Annotated in this window: 20 protein-coding genes; 5 read left to right on the top strand and 15 right to left on the bottom strand. The window is 72.5% G+C overall.

Translation table 11 applies throughout. The annotated features are described in order from the left end of the window. Positions 1 to 6: 6 nt before the first annotated feature. The 4 genes from EV383_RS04645 to EV383_RS04630 all read right to left on the bottom strand — a co-directional run bounded on the left by EV383_RS04645 (position 7) and on the right by EV383_RS04630 (position 3,209). On the bottom strand, positions 7 to 297 hold the full coding sequence (locus EV383_RS04645) for a hypothetical protein (protein WP_130288758.1): 291 nt from the start codon (positions 295 to 297) through the stop codon (positions 7 to 9). Positions 298 to 758: 461 nt separating this feature from the next. Next, a complete protein-coding gene (locus tag EV383_RS04640; RefSeq protein WP_423213631.1) occupies positions 759 to 1,616 on the bottom strand; it encodes a RecB family exonuclease in 858 nt (285 codons plus the stop codon). Positions 1,617 to 1,726: 110 nt separating this feature from the next. After that, complete coding sequence (locus tag EV383_RS04635) at positions 1,727 to 2,626, bottom strand: PHP domain-containing protein (protein ID WP_130288757.1); 900 nt, start codon at positions 2,624 to 2,626, stop codon at positions 1,727 to 1,729. A 28-nt stretch (positions 2,627 to 2,654) separates the two neighbouring features. Then, the gene (locus tag EV383_RS04630) at positions 2,655 to 3,209 is read right to left on the bottom strand and encodes a PH domain-containing protein (protein ID WP_130288756.1); all 555 of its coding nucleotides are present in this window, start codon (positions 3,207 to 3,209) and stop codon (positions 2,655 to 2,657) included. A gap of 259 nt (positions 3,210 to 3,468) precedes the next feature. Between EV383_RS04630 and EV383_RS04625 the strand changes: the two genes are divergently transcribed. Beyond that, positions 3,469 to 3,882, top strand: a complete 414-nt coding sequence (locus EV383_RS04625; RefSeq protein WP_130288755.1) for an NUDIX hydrolase — start codon at positions 3,469 to 3,471, stop codon at positions 3,880 to 3,882. 13 nt (positions 3,883 to 3,895) lie between these two features. Here the strand turns inward: EV383_RS04625 and EV383_RS04620 are convergent, their stop codons facing one another. Next, on the bottom strand, positions 3,896 to 4,399 hold the full coding sequence (locus tag EV383_RS04620) for a MaoC family dehydratase (protein WP_130293876.1): 504 nt from the start codon (positions 4,397 to 4,399) through the stop codon (positions 3,896 to 3,898). Between the two features lie 307 nt (positions 4,400 to 4,706). On the opposite strand from EV383_RS04620, the gene corA reads away from it, so the two are divergent. Beyond that, a complete protein-coding gene (gene corA / locus EV383_RS04615) occupies positions 4,707 to 5,813 on the top strand; it encodes a magnesium/cobalt transporter CorA (RefSeq protein ID WP_130288754.1) in 1,107 nt (368 codons plus the stop codon). Here the strand turns inward: corA and EV383_RS04610 are convergent. The 6 genes from EV383_RS04610 to EV383_RS04585 all read right to left on the bottom strand — a co-directional run bounded on the left by EV383_RS04610 (position 5,810) and on the right by EV383_RS04585 (position 12,232). Next, positions 5,810 to 6,832 carry a class I SAM-dependent methyltransferase gene (locus EV383_RS04610; RefSeq protein WP_207223436.1) on the bottom strand — a complete coding sequence of 341 codons (1,023 nt, stop codon included), beginning with the start codon at positions 6,830 to 6,832 and terminating at the stop codon, positions 5,810 to 5,812. The two genes, corA and EV383_RS04610, sit on opposite strands and share 4 nt — an antisense overlap. Positions 6,833 to 6,921: 89 nt before the next feature. Further along, positions 6,922 to 7,449 carry a general stress protein gene (locus EV383_RS04605; RefSeq protein ID WP_130288753.1) on the bottom strand — a complete coding sequence of 176 codons (528 nt, stop codon included), beginning with the start codon at positions 7,447 to 7,449 and terminating at the stop codon, positions 6,922 to 6,924. 261 nt (positions 7,450 to 7,710) lie between these two features. After that, on the bottom strand, positions 7,711 to 8,904 hold the full coding sequence (locus tag EV383_RS04600; protein WP_130288752.1) for an acyl-CoA dehydrogenase family protein: 1,194 nt from the start codon (positions 8,902 to 8,904) through the stop codon (positions 7,711 to 7,713). A 231-nt stretch (positions 8,905 to 9,135) separates the two neighbouring features. Next, on the bottom strand, positions 9,136 to 10,047 hold the full coding sequence (locus EV383_RS04595; RefSeq protein ID WP_130288751.1) for a hypothetical protein: 912 nt from the start codon (positions 10,045 to 10,047) through the stop codon (positions 9,136 to 9,138). 172 nt (positions 10,048 to 10,219) lie between these two features. Further along, entirely contained in the window at positions 10,220 to 11,179 is a 960-nt protein-coding gene (locus EV383_RS04590; protein WP_130288750.1) for an HpcH/HpaI aldolase/citrate lyase family protein, read from the bottom strand. A gap of 156 nt (positions 11,180 to 11,335) precedes the next feature. Further along, positions 11,336 to 12,232 (bottom strand): PhzF family phenazine biosynthesis protein, encoded by an 897-nt coding sequence (locus tag EV383_RS04585; protein WP_130288749.1) that lies wholly within the window; start codon positions 12,230 to 12,232, stop codon positions 11,336 to 11,338. A 65-nt stretch (positions 12,233 to 12,297) separates the two neighbouring features. Between EV383_RS04585 and EV383_RS04580 the strand changes: the two genes are divergently transcribed. Both EV383_RS04580 and EV383_RS04575 read left to right on the top strand, forming a co-directional pair. Next, positions 12,298 to 13,590 (top strand): magnesium transporter MgtE N-terminal domain-containing protein, encoded by a 1,293-nt coding sequence (locus tag EV383_RS04580; protein WP_130288748.1) that lies wholly within the window; start codon positions 12,298 to 12,300, stop codon positions 13,588 to 13,590. Further along, the gene (locus EV383_RS04575; RefSeq protein WP_130288747.1) at positions 13,583 to 14,212 is read left to right on the top strand and encodes a DUF1003 domain-containing protein; all 630 of its coding nucleotides are present in this window, start codon (positions 13,583 to 13,585) and stop codon (positions 14,210 to 14,212) included. Before EV383_RS04580 ends, EV383_RS04575 begins: the two co-directional genes overlap by 8 nt. Here the strand turns inward: EV383_RS04575 and EV383_RS04570 are convergent. Then, positions 14,190 to 14,600: a MarR family winged helix-turn-helix transcriptional regulator gene (locus tag EV383_RS04570; RefSeq protein WP_242623409.1), complete on the bottom strand. Its 411-nt coding sequence runs from the start codon at positions 14,598 to 14,600 to the stop codon at positions 14,190 to 14,192. The genes EV383_RS04575 and EV383_RS04570 overlap by 23 nt on opposite strands. A gap of 238 nt (positions 14,601 to 14,838) precedes the next feature. On the opposite strand from EV383_RS04570, the gene EV383_RS04565 reads away from it, so the two are divergent. Beyond that, entirely contained in the window at positions 14,839 to 15,993 is a 1,155-nt protein-coding gene (locus tag EV383_RS04565; protein WP_130288745.1) for an Mrp/NBP35 family ATP-binding protein, read from the top strand. An 88-nt stretch (positions 15,994 to 16,081) separates the two neighbouring features. On the opposite strand, the gene EV383_RS04560 is transcribed toward EV383_RS04565, so the two are convergent. The 3 genes from EV383_RS04560 to EV383_RS04550 form a co-directional block, all read right to left on the bottom strand. Next, complete coding sequence (locus EV383_RS04560; protein WP_130288744.1) at positions 16,082 to 17,338, bottom strand: aspartate aminotransferase family protein; 1,257 nt, start codon at positions 17,336 to 17,338, stop codon at positions 16,082 to 16,084. A gap of 137 nt (positions 17,339 to 17,475) precedes the next feature. Then, positions 17,476 to 18,405: an AEC family transporter gene (locus EV383_RS04555; protein WP_130288743.1), complete on the bottom strand. Its 930-nt coding sequence runs from the start codon at positions 18,403 to 18,405 to the stop codon at positions 17,476 to 17,478. Positions 18,406 to 18,498: 93 nt separating this feature from the next. Continuing rightward, the gene (locus EV383_RS04550) at positions 18,499 to 19,209 is read right to left on the bottom strand and encodes a GntR family transcriptional regulator (RefSeq protein ID WP_130288742.1); all 711 of its coding nucleotides are present in this window, start codon (positions 19,207 to 19,209) and stop codon (positions 18,499 to 18,501) included. Positions 19,210 to 19,218: the final 9 nt, after the last annotated feature.

Raw genomic sequence — 19,218 nt, 5'->3', positions numbered from 1 at the left:
ATCCGTTCAGAGGAACCAGGCCAGGCCCAGGACGAGCGCGGCCGTCCCGACCACCACCGCGGCGGCCAGGGAACCGGTGCGGTCCGGACGGCGGTCCGCGAGACGCTGACCACCGACGGCCACCACCGCGCCGACGAGGTGCCAGAACACGGTGAACCCGCCCGGGCCGGGAACGCCCCAGTCGTCGCTGAACAACCACACGCCGAACAGGCCCAGGGACAGCACCACGAGCCCGCCGGCCAGCACCCCGGCCAGCCCCCGCAGCATCCGGTCCCAGAACGGCAGGGACGCCCTCACGGCCCGGTCCGGCCCTCGCCCGCCCCGCTCCCGGCGCTCGCCCGGGTCCGGACGCCCGTTCCGGTCGGAGGCGCCGCGGCGCGCATCGGTGCCGGACCCTCGATCGCCGCGCTGCGGACGGCGGGGGGCGGCGGGACCGCCCCAGCCCTCCTCGACGTCCCAGCCCTCGGAGGCCGGTCGCGGTCCGCCGTCGGCGCGCCGCACCCGGGCGTGCCGCCCGGACCCGTCGGCCCGGCCCCGATCGGCACCCCACGGATCGGAGCCCGGCCGCCCGCCACCCCGCGGATCGGCACCGTGCGGATCGGCACCGCGCGGATCGGCACCGCGTCGATCGGCGCCGCGTGGATCGACACGGGGCGGATCGGCACGGGGCGGGTCCGCACGGGGGCGGTCACGAGGTCCATGACCGGACGGCCGGCGGTCCGGGGGCAGGCGGTCGGGCGGCAGGCGGTCGGCGGCGCTCACGGGGCGAGCAGCGCCCACGGCTGCGGCTCCTCGACGGCGGCCCGGCCGGCCGGGCAGTTGCGGCGCACGGTGCAGGTGCCGCACTGCGGTCCCGTCCGGACCGGGAACAGCGCCTCCGGGCCGCCCCCGGCCTCCAGCTGCGCCGCGGCCGCGGCGGAGTCGGCGGCCTGGGCCTCGGCCCGTTCCCGGTGCGCGCGCAGCGACGCGTCGTCGTGCTCCCATGCGGCGACCTCGCCGGTCGGCACGTGGTGCAGCTCGACGCGGCGGCACGGGCGGCGCAGGACGTGCTCGGTGGCCATCGCATAGAGGGCGAGCGCCTGCGAGTCGCGGGCCCGTCCGTCGTCGGGCACGCCGCGTCCGGTCTTGTAGTCGACGATCACGGCCCGCCCGTCACGGTCGTCGATCCGGTCGACCCGTCCCTCGACCAGCAGGGACCCGACCGGCGCCACGACCCGGCGTTCCAGGGCGAGGGGCTCGTCGTCGCCGTCCGGGCCGGTCGCGACGGCGGCGAGCCACTCCCGCGCACGCTCCCGGTACTCGGCGATCTGCGCGGCGTCACGGAAGCCCTCGTCGGACCAGTTGCGGTCCACCAGCGCCGCCGCGGCGGCCGGCGTCCGGCTCCGCGGGGGCAGGTCGAACAGGGCGCGCAGCGCGAGGTGCACGACGGCGCCGAGCGTGGTGTGCGCCCAGGCCCCGCCGCGGGCCGGTGCGGGCCGGTCCAGGTAGAGCATCCGGAACCGGCGCGGGCAGGAGTCCCACGTCGCCAGGCGCGCGGGGGTCACGCGGTGCAGGGCGGGCGCGGCGAAGGCGTCGTCGAGGAGGTCGAAACCCAGCTGTTCGGATCCCGCACTCACTCCGACGAGCTCCGTCCGCAGTCGGTCGTACCCACCGGTGCCACGGTACCGGTCCGCACCGGCACGACCACGGGCCGTGCGCGATCGCGACCGGCCGCCCCCGGCGGCCGCTACCGGCGGGCCGGGGCCCCGACGACCTCGACACCGGTCGCCTGCGCGACGAGCGCGGAGTAGACCTCCGGGTCGGTGGTCTCGGCCGCGATCGGGGTGGTCTTGTTCGTGCCGTGGTAGTCGCTGGACCCCGTACCCAGCAGGCCGTGCTCGGCGACCAGGGCGCGCAGCAGCTCCCGGTCCTCCGGGGCGTGGTTCGGGTGGTCGACCTCGACCCCGCCGAGGCCGTGCGCCACGAGGTCGACCAGCACCGACGGCTCGATCACCGTCCCGCGCTTGCGGGCCAGCGGGTGGGCGAACACCGGCACCCCGCCGGCCGCGCGGATCATCTCCACCGCCGTCTCCACGGCGGTGTCCGCGCGCGGCACGTAGTAGGGGCTGTCGTTGTGCAGCAGCTTCGCGAACGCCTCGTCGACCGAGGGCACGACACCGGCCTTGACCAGCGCACGGGCCAGGTGCGGGCGCCCGGCCGTGCCGCCCTCGGGCAGGTAGGAGAAGACGGTGTCGACGTCGACGGGGTACCCGTCGTCGGCCATCCGCCCGATCATCGTGTGCAGCCGGGTCACGCGCTCGTCGCGCAACCGGGACTGCTCGGCCGTGATCGACGGGTGCTCCGGGTCGAACAGGTATCCGAGCAGGTGCACCGAACAACGCTCCTCGCCCTCGCGCCCGGTCGGGCTCAGGCACGAGAACTCGGCGCCGCGCACCAGCGTCAGCCCGGGCGGGCACGCGGCGACGGCCTCGTCCCAGCCGCCGGTGGTGTCGTGGTCGGTGATCGCCACGACGTCGACGCCGGCCGCCGAGGCGGCCGCGACCAGCTCCGCCGGCGAGTCGGTGCCGTCGGAGACGTTCGAGTGGGTGTGCAGGTCGATGCGGGGGCGAGCGTCGGCAGAGGCCACCACCGGACCCTAGCCGTCGATCAGCGGCTCAGCGCCGCCAGCGCGGCTTGGCCAGCATGCCGGTCGCGCGGGTCTTGCCCTTCTCCCCGAACACCAGTTCCGAGAGCGCCTCGTAGATCTCCTCCGGCCGCGGCATGAAGTCGATCTGGTTCAGCGCCTGGATCTGGCCCGCGGACTCCACGACCATCGTCCCGTAGCCGAGCATGCGTCCCGAGAGCGTGCGCCGGAACGTCAGGTCCGTGACCTTGCCCAGCGGCATCATGCCCACGTTGTGCACGATGATGCCCTGGGCGATCATCACCCGTTTGTCGGTGATGACGATCCGTTCGATCCACCACAGGATCGTGTTCGCGGTGAACCGCAGGACCGCCACCAGCGACAGGTAGAACGCCAGGTTGTCGATGATGACGTCGACGTCCGGGGACGCCCGGCCGTCCAGCACGCTCTCGACGACGACCATCGCCACCAGGAAGAACAGCGTCTGCCAGATGTGCTTGGCCATGACGGCCCAGTGCTGGCGGACACGGATGACGCGCCGCTCCGTGGGGAGCAGGTACTCGTCGATCTCCCGGGGGGCGAGCACGGTCAGAACAGGTTGGTGAAGAACACGGTGACCGACTGGGCCGCGTTGTAGAGGATGTTCCCGATGTTCTGAACGGAGTTCGAAGCGCCGTTCGGGTTCGTCAAGATCAAGAAGACAACGAGGGCCACTGCGAGAAGTGTCAGAACTCTCTTCACGTAAACCCGACCACCGTTCAGCCCGTAGGTACTTGCCCGTTCAGTCGTACCGGACGGCCCTCGTTGAACGGTACCGGCACGCGGGCAGCGTACCGTGGCCCCGCATGACCGAGGGTAGCCGACACGTCCCCTGTGTGGGGGGAATCTTGTTCGACGCCGACGGCCGTCTCCTGCTCATCCGGCGGGGCAACGAGCCCGGTCGTGGACTCTGGTCGGTCCCCGGCGGCCGGGTCGAGTCCGGTGAGGACGACCACACCGCCCTGGTCCGGGAGATGGCCGAGGAGACCGGGCTGAGCGTCTCCGTCGGGCCGCTGGTCGGCTCGGTCGAACGCGGGCGCTACCGCATCGCCGACTACCTGTGCTCCGTCGAACACCCGGACGGCGCAGCGGGGTCGCTGCGCGCCGGCGACGACGCGACCGACGCCCGCTTCGTGGACGCCGCCGCGTTCGCCGCACTGCCGCTCGTCGAGGGCCTCACCGAGACCCTCGACGGCTGGGGCGTGCTGCCCCGGATCTGACCGGGGCCGGTTCTCAGACGTTCGGCGTCGGGCGGCCGGGCTGCTCCCCGCCGCGGGCCTCGCCGTAGGACTTCTTCGGGATCATCACCTTGCGGCGGAAGGTGCAGACGACCGTGCCGTCCTGCTTGTAGCCGCGGGTCTCGACGTACACCACGCCCCGGTCGTCCTTGGACTTCGACTCGGTCTTGTCCAGGACCTCGGTCTCGCCGTAGATCGTGTCGCCGTGGAACGTCGGCTTGGTGTGCTTGAGCGACTCGACCTCGAGGTTCGCGATCGCCTTGCCCGAGACGTCGGGCACCGACATCCCCAGCAGCAGCGAGTAGATGTAGTTGCCGACCACGACGTTCTTGCCGAAGTCGGTCGTCTCCTCGGCGTAGTTCGAGTCCAGGTGCAGCGGGTGGTGGTTCATCGTGATCAGGCAGAAGAGGTGGTCGTCGTACTCGGTGACCGTCTTCCCGGGCCAGTGCTTGTAGACCGCACCGACCTCGAACTCCTCGTAGTAGCGACCGAACTGCACCGTCCATGCCTCCATCACTCGACCGTCATGTTGCGGGAGTAATCTATCCGGTGGCCCGGAACGGGACGGCGGTGTAGTGCGCACGGACCGACGTGATGTCCGTAACCGCCCGTCCCGGCGCGACGATCGAACGAGCAGGAGGTGAGCGCGGTGTCGATGACACCGGTTGGCAGTACGTACCGCCTCCCGAGCTCCGCGCACACCGGCTGACAAGCACGGGCGCGCCGGACGGGGGGCGTAGATCGTCTCCGCCCAGGTGGTGCCCCGGATCCCGGGGCGCCGCGCCCGTCCCCGCAAGGAGGGCCTCGTGCCGCCTCTGTCCTACCTGCGTCCCGCGATCCGTTCCGCGGGCCACCGCGCACGACTGACCGGGCGCGCCGCTCCCGGTGAGTCCCCGAAGCTGCGGGTCCCGCTCTCGGCCTACGTGGTCGACTGCGCCGTCTACGTCGACGGCGAACGCCTCCCCGGGCGGTGGACCCACGACGAGGCGATCTCCGAGGTCCGCGAGCGCGGCGAGGGGTTCGCCTGGATCGGCCTGCACGAGCCGACCGAGGACCAGATCAACGGCATCGCCGAGACCTACGGGCTGCACGAGCTCGCCGTCGAGGACGCGGTGCACGCGCACAACCGCCCCAAGCTCGAGCGCTACGACGAGACGCTGTTCATGGTGCTCAAGACCGTCCGCTACGTCGGGCACCGCGACCCGACGGCGGCGACCGAGATCGTCGAGACCGGCGAGGTGATGGCGTTCCTGGGCCGCGACTTCGTGGTGACCGTCCGGCACGGGCGCCACTCCGGCCTGCGCGACGTCCGGCGCCGGCTCGAGGAGGACCCCGAGCAGCTGGCGCTGGGCCCGTCGGTGGTGCTGCACGCGATCGCCGACCACGTCGTCGACACCTACATCGACGTGGCCCGCGAGATCGAGGGCGACATCGACGAGATCGAGGCCGAGGTGTTCTCGCCGAAGTCGACGATGGACCCCGAGCAGATCTACGTCATGAAGCGCGAGATCCTCGACCTGCGCCGCGCGGTGATGCCGCTGGTCGGGCCGATGCGCAAGCTGTCGGAGGGCTACAGCTCGCTGATCCCGCACGACGTGCGCAGCTACTTCCGCGACGTCGACGACCACCTCGGTGGCGTCGCCGAGCAGGTCGCCGGGTTCAACGAGCTCCTGACCACGCTCGTCGACGCGGTCCTGGCGAAGATCAGCATGCGGCAGAACAACGACATGCGGAAGATCACCGCCTACGCGGGCCTGATCTCGGTGCCGACGATGGTCGCCGGCGTCTACGGCATGAACTTCGACTACATGCCCGAGCTGCACTGGAACTTCGGCTACCCGATGGTGCTGCTCGTCATCGCCGTGGTCTGCGGGCTGCTCTACCGCAACTTCCGCCGCAACAACTGGCTCTAGACGTCCCGGTCCCCCGGCTTCCCGCCGTCGACCGGCGGGACGCCGTGCGGCGGGGTCGGCGCCTCGGGATCGGTGTCCGCGGGGTCGGTGTCCGCGGGAACGGTGTCCGCGGGGACGGCCGGTGCCGGGGGGTCCTCGGCGTAGCCGGCGTCCTCCGGGCCGCCCTCCTGCTCCGGGGTCACCGCGGCCTCCTCGCCGGCCTCCTCGGGGTTCGCCGGTGCCTCCGGCAGCCCCGCCCACTGCGGCTCCGCGGCGGCTCGGGCGGCCCGGCGCTGCCCGACGACGTCCGGCTCGTCGGGGCGGCGGCCCAGGAAGGTGTGCACGACGTGCTGCTGCCAGCCCGGGACGGTCTGCACCCGGACGTCCTCGAAGCCGGCGCGCCCCATCCGGTGCGTCATCGCCTCGACGCCGTCGGCGCTGTGCACGCGCTGGGTGCGGTAACGCTGCAGCTCCGCCGAGCCGGACCGGATCCGCGCCATCGGGATCAGGTAGGACCACGAGGCCAGCGACCAGCGCATCCGGCTGCCCATCCGGTCGGCCACGGCGTAGTCGTGCACGGCCAGCGGCGCACCCGGCTTGAGCAGCGACAACAGCCGTCGCAAGCCGATCTCGGCGTCGGGCAGGTTGCTGACGAGATAGGCGGCGAAGATGCCGTCGAACGGCCCGTGCACGCCCGCCTCGGCGAGGGTCTCCAGCCGCGTGTGCACGAACTCGACGTGCGGGGGCCAGTTCTTCTTCCGCGCCACGGCGATCATCTCGGTGGAGGCGTCCACCGCGACGACGGTCGCGCCGGGCGCCGCGTCGAGCAGGGCCGCCGTCGACGCCCCGGTGCCGCACCCGACGTCGAGCAGCCGCAGCGCGGACCCGCCGCGCAAGCCCATCCGGTTCGTCGACATGCGCAGGTGCGCGTGGTAGCCGGGGATGGTCTTGAGGAAGCCGTCGAACCCGGCCGCCCGCCGTCCGTACGCCCGATGGACGGTGGCCGGACGGATCGCCTCCGGGCGCTCGGATTCACTCACGCCTGCGATCCTGGACCATCCCGGCCGCGTACCGGTAGCAGGCGCGCCCGAGTCCTACCAGCGGGTGAACGCGCGTTGGGACGAGTAGGTCAGCGCCCCGCGGGCGGCGGGCTCATCGCCAGCTTGGCCAGCAGCTCGCGAGCCTGCTCGGCGTTGCGCGGCTCGCACAGCACGTCGTAGCGCCCGGCGACCATCTGGCTCGCCGACTGGAAGTCACGACGCCCGGCGCTCGCCCGGTAGCCGACCGCGGCGAAGACCATGCCGAAGACCGCACCGCTGACCAGGCCGACCAGGATCGGCACGAGGCTGCCCGGGGTCGCGGTCGAGAAGAAGCTCAGCAGCAGACCGACGAACAGACCCAGCCACGCCCCGGACGCCGCGCCCGAGGCCAGCACGCGGCCCCACGTCAGGCGCCCGATCACGCGCTCGACCAGCATCAGGTCGACGCCGACGATCGTCACGTCGCGGACCGCGAAGTCGGAGTCGGCCAGGTGGTCGACGGCCCGCTGCGCCTCCTCGTAGGTGGCGTAGGAGCCGATCGGCCACCCGGTGGGCGGGGTCGGCAGCTGGGGCAGTCCCGGCGCGGTGCGCGCGGGCCCGCCGAAAGGTGTGGACATGAGGCCCTCCGCGAGATCTCGGTCGTTCGTCTGTGACGTCTCACCCGGTACAACGCCCGGACCGGGACACGAGTGCCCCAGGGTGCCGCAGCACACGTGGGCCGGACAGGGCCGACCGTGGCCGTCCGGGTGAGGACGCCGCGATCGTATCCCCCGATCAGCCCAGTCGCCCGTCCGGTTCGTCCCGGTCCAGAACGCACTCATGGCGCTTCCGTTCCATGTCTAGGGACGAAAGCGCCATGAGTGCGGGGTGCGGAAGGGTCAGCGCAGCTTGTAGTCGCGCAGCAGGCCGCGGGAGATGATCGTCTTCTGAATCTCCGACGTGCCCTCGCCGATGAGCAGGAACGGGGCCTCACGCATGAGGCGCTCGATCTCGTACTCCTTGGAGTAGCCGTAGCCGCCGTGGATGCGGAACGCCTCCTGGGTCACCTCGGAGCAGTACTCCGACGCGATCAGCTTGGCCATGCCGGCCTCGACGTCGTTGCGCTCGCCGCGGTCCTTGAGGCGCGCGGCGTTGACCATCATGTGGTGCGCGGCCTCGACCTTGGTGCCCATCTCGGCGAGCTTGAACGCGATCGCCTGGTGCTGGGCGATCGGCTTGCCGAACGTGGAGCGCTGCTGGGCGTACTCCGCGGCCAGCTCGAACGCCCGGACCGAGATGCCGCAGGCACGGGCGGCCACGTTCACGCGGCCGACCTCGACGCCGTCCATCATCTGGGCGAAGCCGCCGCCGCGCTTGTGGCCGAGGATGTTCTCGGCCGGGACGCGGTGGCCCTTGAACACCATCTCGGTGGTGTCGACGCCCTTGTAGCCCATCTTGTCGATCTTGCCCGGGATGATCAGGCCGGGCGCGACCTCGCCGTAGCCGACCGGCTTCTCGACCAGGAACGTCGTCAGGTTCTGGTACGGCTTCTCGGCGCCCTCGTCCGTCTTGACCAGGACCGCGGTCAGCGTCGACGTGCCGCCGTTGGTCAGCCACATCTTCGCGCCGTCGATGACGAAGTCGTCGCCGTCGGCCACGGCCTTGGTCTTGATCGCGGCGACGTCGGAGCCGAGGTCGGGCTCGGACATGGAGAACGACCCGCGGGTCTCCCCCAGCGCCATCTGCGGGAGGTACTTCTGCTTCTGCTCCGGCGTGCCGTGGTGCATCAGCATGTAGGCGACGATGAAGTGCGTGTTGATCACGCCGGAGACGCTCATCCAGCCGCGGGCGATCTGCTCCACGACCAGCGCGTAGGTCAGCAGCGACTCGCCGAGGCCGCCGTACTCCTCGGGGATGGTGAGGCCGAAGAGCCCCATCTCCTTCATCCCGTCGACGATGTCCTGCGGGTAGGCGTCGGCGTGCTCCAGCGCCGTGGCGTGCGGGATGATCTCCTTGTCCACGAACGTGCGGACGGTGGAGAGGATCTCTTCCTGGATGTCGGTCAGACCGGCGGTCTGGGCAAGCCTGGCCATAAGGGCGCTCCTTCTCACGGCGGTGTGCGGACTTACCGGGCAGTATCCCCAATGCCTCCGGCCCACGGGCGCCCCCACGGGGTGGGATGGGCCACGCCGCGCCGGCACGGGCGGGGACACCCGGGCGAGGGGCACCGCACACACTTGACGGGCACCACACACACCGCCGGCGGTGTGCGCCGTGACGTGGCGGTGTGCGCGATCGGTCCGACGCTGCTTCGACGCCGTCGGTCACACGGGACGGTCGAAGCTCCGCCGCAGGCGCGCGGCGACCGTGGGGAAGTCGGGGATGTCGTCCCAGCACCAGCGGACGACACCCCAGCGCCGGTCACGGACGGCGTCCTCGCGCCGCTTCTCGGCGAACAGCACGTCGCCCGCGGTCTGCCCGGGACGCAGCAGGCGGCCGTACTTGATCTCGCCGTCGAACTCGGCGACCGTGCGACGCTCCGGCCAGGCGAAGTCGACCGTGGCGATCCACTCCCCGCGCTCCGAGCGCACCTCCCACTGCAGCTGCGGCGCCGGGATCCCGTTCCGCGCCATCGCGACCCTGCTCCGGGACTCCCCCGGGCCGTCGGCGCGCTCGTCCGCGAACGCCAGCACGCGTCGCGCGACGGGTGCGCCCGGCCATCGCGCCATCGACTCCAGCGCCGCCTCCAGCTCCGCGCGCCGGGCGTACTCCCCGAACAACGCGGAGTCCGCCACCACCACGGCCGCCTCGAACGCCACCGTCCGGGCGAGGTCGGCGACGGTCCGGGCCACCGACGTCGTCCGGGCACCGCCGACGTCCACGACGTCGTCCTCCCGGAGAGGGGCCGTGTGCACGTGCAACCGCGTGCCGCGACGGCCACCGGTCCGGCCCGGCCGGGTGACGTGGACGAGATCGAGCGGAACGCCCCACACCGTCAGACCGTGCAGCAGGGCGGCGGACACGTGGCTGAGCACCGCATCGCCGGTCAGCTCGGCCGAAGCCGCACGAGCCCGCAGGAGGTGGCGCGCCTCCCGGTTCTCCGGCAGTGCACCCCGCAGGTAGCGACCGCGCCGGATCGGGCTCAGCTCGCCCGTCCCGAGCATCCGACGGACCTCGTGGTCGGCGAACCCGCTCGCCCGCAACCGCTTCCTCGGCAGGATCTCCGGTGTCTCCACGCCGGGAGCATCCCGACCGCGCGGCCCCCAGGGGCTCATTCCGCCCAACCCCGTCACACCCGCACATCCGGGCGGGGTTACGACCCCCGGGACGCACACCGGCCGGTCACCGCACACACCGTGGGCGATGTGCGCCGTGACCGTCCGATGTGTGCGGTGGCCGGGGTGTCGCTCAGGACTCCGGCGGGGTCCACTTCTCGCCGCGGGTCATCCCGGCGGCGCGGCCCTTGCCGGAGATGACCAGGGCCATCTTGCGGCTGGCCTCGTCGATCATCTCGTCGCCGATCATCGCCGAACCCTTCTTGCCCCCGGCCTCGGAGGTGAAGTACTCGTAGGCGTCGAGGATGTTCTCGGCGTGGTCGAAGTCGGCCTGGGCCGGGGAGAACGTCTCGTTCGCGGCGTCGATCTGGCCGGGGTGCAGCACCCACTTGCCGTCGAAGCCCAGCGCGGCCGAGCGGCCGGCGACCTTCTGGAAGGCCTCGACGTCGCGGATCTGCAGGTACGGGCCGTCGATGGCCTGCTTGTCGTGCGCCCGCGCCGCCATCAGGATCGACATCAGGATGTGGTGGTAGGCGTCGCCGACGTCGTAGCCGGGCGGCTGCTCACCGACGACCAGGGACTTCATGTTGATCGAGGCCATGAAGTCGGCCGGGCCGAAGATGATCGTCTCGACGCGCGGGGAGGCGGTGGCGATCGCGTTGACGTTCGTCAGGCCCAGCGCGTTCTCGATCTGCGCCTCGATGCCGATCTTGCCGACCTCGTAGCCCAGGGACTTCTCGATCTGGGTCATCAGCAGGTCCAGGGCGACGACCTGCTCCGGGGTCTGCACCTTCGGCAGCATGATCGCGTCGAGGTTCGCCCCGGCGCCCTCCACGACCTCGGTGACGTCGCGGTAGGTCCACTCGGTGGTCCAGTCGTTCACGCGGACGACGCGGATCTTGTCGCCCCAGCCGCCCTCGTTCAGCGCCGCCACGATCGTCTTGCGGGCGTCCGGCTTGGCCAGCGGCGCGCACGCGTCCTCGAGGTCCAGGAAGACCTGGTCGGAGTTCAGACCACGGGCCTTGTCGATGAACTTCTGGCTGGACCCGGGCACGGCCAGGCAGGATCGGCGGGCACGGAGGGTGGTGCTCACAGGCGGGGCTCCTCGTCGAGTTCTCCTCGTCCGACGCGGCACGCGTGGGCGCGCGGACGACTGACTGGCAGTGATGCTGGCATGTCCGCCGTTCGGACGCCCCGCCCAGGTGATTGGTTTCTCACCCAGCCGAGGTGGGCCGGGGTTACCGACCGGTCACTTCAGATAGGGCCGGTCGCCGGGCCGGGCCGTCAGCTCGCCGCGCGCGATCGGCACGACGTTCCCGCCGACCCAGGTCGCCACGGCCGCGCCACCCTCGGCCCGCACCCACGCGTGGAGGGTCGAGGGCCGTCCGATCTCGGCACCCTGGGCGACGGTGAACCCGTGCGCCTCCTCCGGGCCGACCAGTCCCCGGTCGGCCAGGAAGACCCCGAGCGCCACCGCGGCGGACCCGGTCGCCGGGTCCTCCGCGACGCCGACACCGGTCCCGAACATCCGCAGGTGCACCTGCCGGGCGTCGGGGTCGACGGAACAGACCACCAGGCCCAGCGCGGTGGTCCCCCCGGTCACCGCACGCACCGCCGCCGCGTCGCAGACCGCGCGGGCGACCGCGTCGTCACGGACGAGCAGGAACCCGTAGTCGACACCGGCGCCGGCCACACCGGGAGCGGCCGCGCCGTCGACGTCGTCGGGGTCGAGACCGACCGCGGTCGCCAGCAGGCCCGCGTCCAGGTCGTCGCCGACCGACGGCGCACCTCCGGTCACCCGCGCGCCCAGCTCGTCGACCTCCACCGAGAGGAGCCCGGCCCCGCACTCCTGGACCCGGTCGCCCAGCGCGATCACGCCGTCGCGGGCGAGCACCCAGCCCGTCCCGACGCTCGGGTGCCCGGCGAAGGGCAGCTCGCGGGCCGGGGTGAAGATCCGCACCCGGTAGTCGGCGGAGGGGTCCGTCGGCGGCAGCGTGAACGTCGTCTCGGAGAGGTTGAACTCGGTGGCGATCGCCTGCATCTGCTCGCCGGTCAGGTCGTCCGCGTCGCGGACCACGGCCAGCGGGTTGCCCGCGTAGGGACGGTCGGTGAACACGTCGACCACGTCGTAGTGGAGTCCGGACATGGCACCGCACCCTACGCACCCCGACACGATCCGCCGGGTCGTCGCGACCGCTCTAGGCTGCGGGTATGGCAGCGTCCCGGGTCTTCGTCGCACGTATGGCCGGGCTCGCCGTGTTCGGTCCGGACGGTGAGCGGATCGGCAAGGTCCGCGACGTCGTCGTCGCCCTGCGGGTGGACGCCAGCCCGCCGCGGGTGCTCGGGCTCGTCGTGGACCTGTCCAGCCGGCGGCGGATCTTCGTACCGATGCTGCGGGTGGCCGACGTGGACCCGGCCGCGGTGACGCTGGCCACCGGCTCGGTCAGCCTGCGCCGCTTCGACCAGCGTCCGAACGAGACGCTCGTGCTCGGCCAGCTGCTCGACTCCCCGGTGACGCTGCGGGACTCCGGCGAGGTGGGTGTGGTCGTCGACGCCGCGATCGAACCCACCCGGACCCGGGACTGGGCGATCGGACGCCTGGCCGTGCGCACCGGCCGCACGGGCCGTCTCACGCGGCGTCGCGGGCACGTCGACGTCGTGGCCTGGTCGGCCGCGCAGGGCCTGGGCATCTCCGACCGGCAGGGCACCGACCGGCTGCTCACGGTGTTCGAGACGATGCGCCCCGCCGACGTCGCGGCCGCACTGTCCGAGCTGCCGCGCGAGCGCCAGCGCCAGGTCGTCGACGCCCTCGACGACGAGCGTCTCGCCGACGTGTTCGAGGAGCTCTCGGAGTCCGACCAGCGCGTCCTGCTCGGCTACCTGCACTCCGAGCGCGCCGCCGACGTACTGGAGGCGATGGCCCCCGACGACGCCGCCGACCTGCTCGGCGAGCTGCCCGACGAGGAGGCCGGACGGCTGCTCGAGCTGATGGAGCCCGACGAGTCCGAGCCGGTCCGGCGGCTGATGCGCTACGAGTGGAACACCGCGGGCGGCCTGATGACCCCGGAGCCGATCACGCTGAACCCGGACGCGACGGTCGCCGAGGCCCTGGCCCGCGTCCGCAACCCGGACATCCCGCCCGCGCTGGCGAGTATGGTGTTCGTCTGCCGCCCGCCCTCGGCCACGCCGACCGGGCGGTACCTGGGCTGCGTGCACGCCCAGCAGCTGTTGCGCGCGGCGCCGTTCGAGCTGGTCGCAGGCATGGTGGACTCCGAGCTGCCCCAGCTCGGGCCGGACGCGTCGCTGGGCGAGGTGACCCGCTACTTCGCCACCTACAACCTGGTCGCCGGACCGGTCGTCGACCCGCAGGACCACCTGCTCGGCGCGGTGACCGTCGACGACGTCCTGGACCACCTGCTCCCGGTCGGCTGGCGCGACCACGAACCGAGCCCGATCGACACCCACCCGATCGACACCCACACCGCGGAGGTGGCCGATGCCTGAGCCGGCACCCGGACGACGGCTCGACCAGCCCCTGGTCGGCCGTCGGCGGTTCGAGGTCGACCCGGACGGGTTCGCGCGCCTCTCCGAACGCGTCGCGCGGTTCCTCGGGACCGGACGGTTCCTGGCCATCCAGTCCGTGGTCGTCGTGGTGTGGATCGCGCTGAACCTGGTGGCCTGGCAGATCCGGTGGGACCCCTACCCGTTCATCCTGCTCAACCTGGCCTTCTCCACCCAGGCCGCATACGCCGCCCCGCTGATCCTGCTGGCCCAGAACCGGCAGGACGACCGGGACCGGATCGCCCTGGACGAGGACCGCCGCCGCGCCGAACGCACGAAGGCCGACACCGAGTACCTCGCCCGCGAGCTCGCCGCGCTGCGCCTGGCCGTCGGCGAGATGGCGACCCGGGACTACCTGCGCGGGGAGATGGAGAAGCTCTCGTCGCAGATCCAGACCGCGCTGGCCGAGCACGGATCCCCCGAGTCCGGGCAGCGTGAGACGGGGCAGCGCGAGTCGGGTCAGCGCGCGGCCGGGCACCGGCGCGGGCACGCCAAGGAGCGCGGGCACGCCGGCAACGGCCGGGGCGACTCCACCCGTGGGCTCAGGGGGCCAGCTTCCGGCTGATCTTCTCCAGCGCGGACAGGTCGGACTCGTCGAGCGCGTCGGCGAAGTGCGCGCGGATCCCGCGCAGGTGGGTGACCGACGCCCCGCGCAGCCGGGACAGGCCGTCCTCGGTGAGCTCGGCGGCGACGCCGCGGCCGTCGTCGGCGACCCGGGAACGGCAGACCAGCCCGGAGCGCTCGAGGCGGTCGACCAGGCGGGTGACCCCGGAGCGCGACAGCAGCACGGCGTCGGCCAGCTCGGTCATCCGCAGCCGCCGGCCGGGCGCCTCGGACAGCTGGACCAGCACGTCGTAGGCGGCCAACGACAGCTGCTGCTCGGTCTCCAGCTCGGCCTCGAGCGCCTTGGTGATCGTCGCGTGCGCCCGCAGGAAGCTGCGCCAGGACGCCAGCTCCGCGTGCGTCGGGACGACCCTGCGACCCGTGGCGGCGCGCGCACGCCCGTCGGTCCCCCCACCGGGCGTGTCGACACTCTCACTCACGCCCGTGAATGCTACGGACACGCGGCGGGCATTCTGCGGACACGTAGCATGGGTGTGTCGCGGCGCGGGTCGAACAGCGTCGACACGGCCGTGACGGCCCGCTCCACCACGGGCCATCCGAGTAGCAGGAGAGGTTGTACCCCACCGCATGTCCGTCATCGGCAACACCAGCACGGGGACCATCGAAGAGGCCGTGCGCGCGGCGCTGGGCAAGGTCGAGGACCCGGAGATCCACAAGCCGATCACCGAGCTGGGGATGGTCAAGAGCGTCGCCGTCTCCGCCGCCGGTCTGGCCCAGGTCGGGGTCTACCTGACCGTCGCCGGGTGCCCCATGAAGGACACGATCACCAAGCGCGTGACCGCGGCCGTCATGGACGTCCCCGGCATCACCGCCGTCGAGGTCGAGCTCGACGTGATGAGCGACGAGCAGCGCACCGAACTGCGCCGCGGCCTGCGCGGCGACTCCGAGGAGCCGGTCATCCCGTTCGCCCAGCCGGGCTCGCTGACGCGGGTCTACTGCGTCGCGTCCGGCAAGGGCGGGGTCGGCAAGTCCTCGGTCACGGTCAACCTCGCCGCCGCGATGGCGCGTAAGGGACTCAACGTCGGCGTCGTCGACGCGGACATCTACGGCCACTCGGTGCCGCGGATGCTCGGCTCGGCCGACCGCCCGACCAAGGTCGACAACATGATCATGCCGCCGCAGGCGCACGGTGTGAAGGTCATCTCGATCGGCATGTTCGTCGAGGGCAACACCCCCGTCGTCTGGCGCGGGCCGATGCTGCACCGTGCGCTGCAGCAGTTCCTCTCCGACGTGTTCTGGGGCGACCTCGACGTCCTGCTCCTGGACCTGCCCCCGGGCACCGGCGACATCGCGATCTCGACCTCGCAGCTCGTCCCGAACGCGGAGCTGCTGGTGGTCACCACGCCGCAGCAGGCCGCGGCCGAGGTCGCCGAGCGGGCCGGGTCGATCGCCCTGCAGACGCGTCAGCGCCTGGCCGGCGTCGTGGAGAACATGTCCTGGATGGAGATGCCCGACGGCACCCGGATGGACATCTTCGGCTCCGGCGGCGGGCAGGTCGTGGCCGACTCGCTGACCAAGAGCATCGGCTCGACCGTGCCGCTGCTGGGCCAGATCCCGCTGGAGACCCGCCTGCGCGAGTGCGGCGACTCCGGCACGCCGATCGTGCTGTCGGACCCCGAGGCCCCCTCGGCGAAGGCGCTGCTCGGCGTGGCCGAACGCCTCACCACCCGCGCCCGCGGGCTGGCCGGGATGAGCCTGAACATCTCCCCGGTCTCCAAGTAGCACCCCGCGCACTGATTCGGACGGGTTCCAACGAGCGGCACCCTCGTCGCACAGGTTCCGACGAGGGTGCCGTTCGTTGCGTCCGGGGTCAGGACAGGGCGTTGTTCAGCGCCTTGGTCCAGAGGGCCAGGCCCTCGTCGACCTGCTCGGAGGTCACGATCAGGGCCGGGATCATGCGGACGACGTTGCCGTAGACGCCGCAGGTCAGCAGCAGCAGACCCTGCTCGGCGGCGGCGGCGTGCACCTTGGCGGCGGTGGCGCCGTCCGGCTTGCCGTCGGCGGTGACGAACTCGACGCCGACCATCAGGCCGATGCCGCGGACGTCGCCGATCGCGGCGATGCCCTGTGCGGCGTCCCGGACCCCGGCGACGAGCTTCTCGCCCTGCACGCGGGCGTTCTCGACCAGGCCCTCGGTGAGCACGACGTCGAGCGTGGCCAGCGCGGCGGCGCAGGCGACGGCGTTGCCGCCGTAGGTGCCGCCCTGCGAGCCCGGCCACGCCTTCTCCATGATCGCCTTCGGCGCGGCGATCGCCGACAGCGGGAAGCCGGAGGCCAGTCCCTTGGCGGTGATGATGACGTCGGGGGTGACGCCCTCGGCGTGCTGGTGGCCCCAGAACTTGCCGGTGCGCCCGAAGCCGGTCTGCACCTCGTCGACGATCAGCAGGATCCCGTGACGGTCGGCGCGCTCGCGCAGGCCCTGCAGGAACGCCGCCGGGGTCCGGACGTAGCCGCCCTCGCCGAGCACCGGCTCGATGATGAACGCGGCGACGTCGGAGGCGGGCGCGGTGCTGGCCAGCTGGCGGTCGAGCTCGGCGAGGCAGAACGCGACGGTCTGCTCCTCGGTCCAGCCGTAGCGGTAGGCGAAGGGGTACGGCGCGAACGTGACGCCGCCCATCATCGGGCCGATCCCGGCGCGGATCTTGGCACCGGACGTGGTGAGCGCGGCGGCACCCATCGTGCGGCCGTGGAAGCCGCCGTCGAAGGCCATGATCAGCGGACGGCCGGTGGCCTGGCGCGCGAGCCGGACCGACGCCTCGACGGCCTCGGAGCCGGAGTTGGTGAAGAAGACCGAGTCGATGCCGTCGGGAAGGACCTCGCCCAGCTTGTCGGCCAGCTTCAGCAGCGGCTGGTGCATGACGGTCGTGTACTGGCCGTGGATCAGCGTCGCGACCTGGTCCTGCGCGGCCTTGACGACCTTCGGGTGGCAGTGGCCGGTGCTGGTGACGCCGATGCCGGCGGTGAAGTCCAGGTGGCGGCGGTCCTCGGTGTCGTAGATGTAGACACCCTCACCGCGCGCGGCCTGGACCGGGGTGGCCTGCTTGAGCAGGGGGGACAGCTGTGCCATGTGTCGGGCTCCTGGAACGCGTCGTCTACGGGGCAGGTTGTCGAGTTGTCGACAATCCGATGTAAGCACGTTGCAGCGGCCACCGGCAACCCTCGTGCGCGGATATCGCTGCCCTGGCGACGATTTCCGCGCACGGGTCAGGTGAGCAGGGCGACGGCGACGAACAGCACCGGGACGGCGAACACCGTGCTCGTCAGCGCGGCGTCGCGGGCCAGGACGACGCCGCGGTCGTAGCGCACGGCGTAGCCGAACACGTTCTGCGCCGTCGGAAGCGACGCGCACACCACGACGGCGAGCAGTGCCGGGCCGGTCACTCCCAGGAGCAGCGCGCCGACCACCCACGCCAGCAGCGGGTGCACGACGTTCTTCAGCGCCACCGCCGACCACAGCGACACCGCCGTCTCCCCCGCGCCCGGCCGCGCCGCCCCGTTCAGCGAGATCCCGAACGCCAGCAGCATCGCCGGCACCGCCATGTCCGCGATCAGCCCGATCGGCGCCGCGACCGGCTCGGGGAGCACGAACCCGGCCCCGGACACGACGAGCCCGGCCGCGGTGGCGATCGCGATCGGGTTCCGCAGCGGCGCGACGACTGTGCGCAGCACCGACGGCCGTTCGCCTCCCGAGCCGTCCGGGAGCACGTCGAGCAGCGTGGTGAACACCGGCGTGAGCACGGCGAGCTGAAACAGCAGGATCGGCGCGACGGCGGCCGCGTCGCCGAGCACGTAGACCGCGATCGGCAGCCCGAGGTTGCCGGCGTTGACGTAGCCCGAGGCCATCGACCCGACCACGACCTCCCCCGCCGGGCGTCGCCGCAGCAGCCCGATCGGCACGAACAGCAGGCAGGCCAGCGAGCTCGTGACGGCCGTGACGACCAGGGCCGAGGAGAACACCGCACCGATGTCGGCCCGGGCCAGGGTGGTGAACAGCAGTGCCGGCGTGGCGACGAAGAACGCCGTGCGCGACAGCACCCGCGTCGCGTCCGGGCCGAGCAGGCCGGCCCGCCCGACCAGGTAGCCGACCGCGACGACGACCCCGATGACGAGGAAGCCTTCGAGCACGCCGGTCACGTCGGGCCAGCGTACGGACGCCGGGACCGCCCGACGGTCGTCGTGGCGAGAAGCACCTCCCGGCGGGGCGGGCCGCCGCCCCGGCGACGGAGGTCAGGCAGGGACGGTGGGCGGCGTCCCCGGGGCGGACGCCCCGCCCGGCATCGCGGCCAGGATCCGGGTGACGGCGTCGGTCATGTGTGCCTCGAGCGTGGTCACGAAGCGGGCCTCGTCCCCGTCGCGCACGGCGTCGCGCAGGATCTGGTGCTCGGCGAGCAGGTCCGGCGCCGGGGGCCCGGTGTCCTGCAGGGCGGCCAGGCACATCCGCGTCTCGACCAGCAGCGAGTCGGTCATCCGGCGCAGGCGCGGGCTCCCGGACGCGGCGACGAGCTCGGCGTGGAAGTCGTGGTCGGCGTCGGCGAGGGCGACGGCGTCCCCGGCCCGGGCGGCGGCCTCCATCGCGCCGAGCGCCCCGGTGAGCCGGACCGCGGCCGCACCGCGGTCCCCCGCCAGCACGAGCAGCGCGGCGGCCCGCTCGACGGCGGTGCGGGCGATGTAGACGTCGAGGACGTCGTCGGCGTCGAGCTCGCGCACGAACAGCCCGCGGTGGCGTTCGCTGCGCAGCAGGCCCTCCGCGACCAGGCGTTGCATCGCCTCGCGCAGCGGGCCGCGGCTCACCCCGAGCCGCCCGGCCAGCTCCACCTCGCCGAGCTGGGTGCCGGGCGGGAACGTCCCGCGCATGATCGCCGTCCGGATCCGGTCCGCCACGATCTCCGCGGTGGAGCGCCGGCTGACCGGTTCCAGCTCACTCACGTCCAGTCCCATGTCGCCTCC

Origin of the sequence: Pseudonocardia sediminis (assembly GCF_004217185.1) — a bacterium.
GTDB lineage: Bacteria > Actinomycetota > Actinomycetes > Mycobacteriales > Pseudonocardiaceae > Pseudonocardia > Pseudonocardia sediminis.
Note: the sequence above shows the minus strand (reverse complement) of the source record. Positions and strands in the feature narration are given on the sequence as shown.

Coding starts and splice junctions, on each gene's coding strand:
- EV383_RS04600 (WP_130288752.1), bottom strand. CDS start 8,904: ATGGCCAGGCTTGCCCAGACCGCCGGTCTGACCGACATCCAGGAAGAG.
- EV383_RS04575 (WP_130288747.1), top strand. CDS start 13,583: ATGCCTGAGCCGGCACCCGGACGACGGCTCGACCAGCCCCTGGTCGGC.
- EV383_RS04565 (WP_130288745.1), top strand. CDS start 14,839: ATGTCCGTCATCGGCAACACCAGCACGGGGACCATCGAAGAGGCCGTG.
- EV383_RS04585 (WP_130288749.1), bottom strand. CDS start 12,232: ATGTCCGGACTCCACTACGACGTGGTCGACGTGTTCACCGACCGTCCC.
- EV383_RS04625 (WP_130288755.1), top strand. CDS start 3,469: ATGACCGAGGGTAGCCGACACGTCCCCTGTGTGGGGGGAATCTTGTTC.
- EV383_RS04550 (WP_130288742.1), bottom strand. CDS start 19,209: ATGGGACTGGACGTGAGTGAGCTGGAACCGGTCAGCCGGCGCTCCACC.
- EV383_RS04605 (WP_130288753.1), bottom strand. CDS start 7,449: ATGTCCACACCTTTCGGCGGGCCCGCGCGCACCGCGCCGGGACTGCCC.
- EV383_RS04560 (WP_130288744.1), bottom strand. CDS start 17,338: ATGGCACAGCTGTCCCCCCTGCTCAAGCAGGCCACCCCGGTCCAGGCC.
- EV383_RS04580 (WP_130288748.1), top strand. CDS start 12,298: ATGGCAGCGTCCCGGGTCTTCGTCGCACGTATGGCCGGGCTCGCCGTG.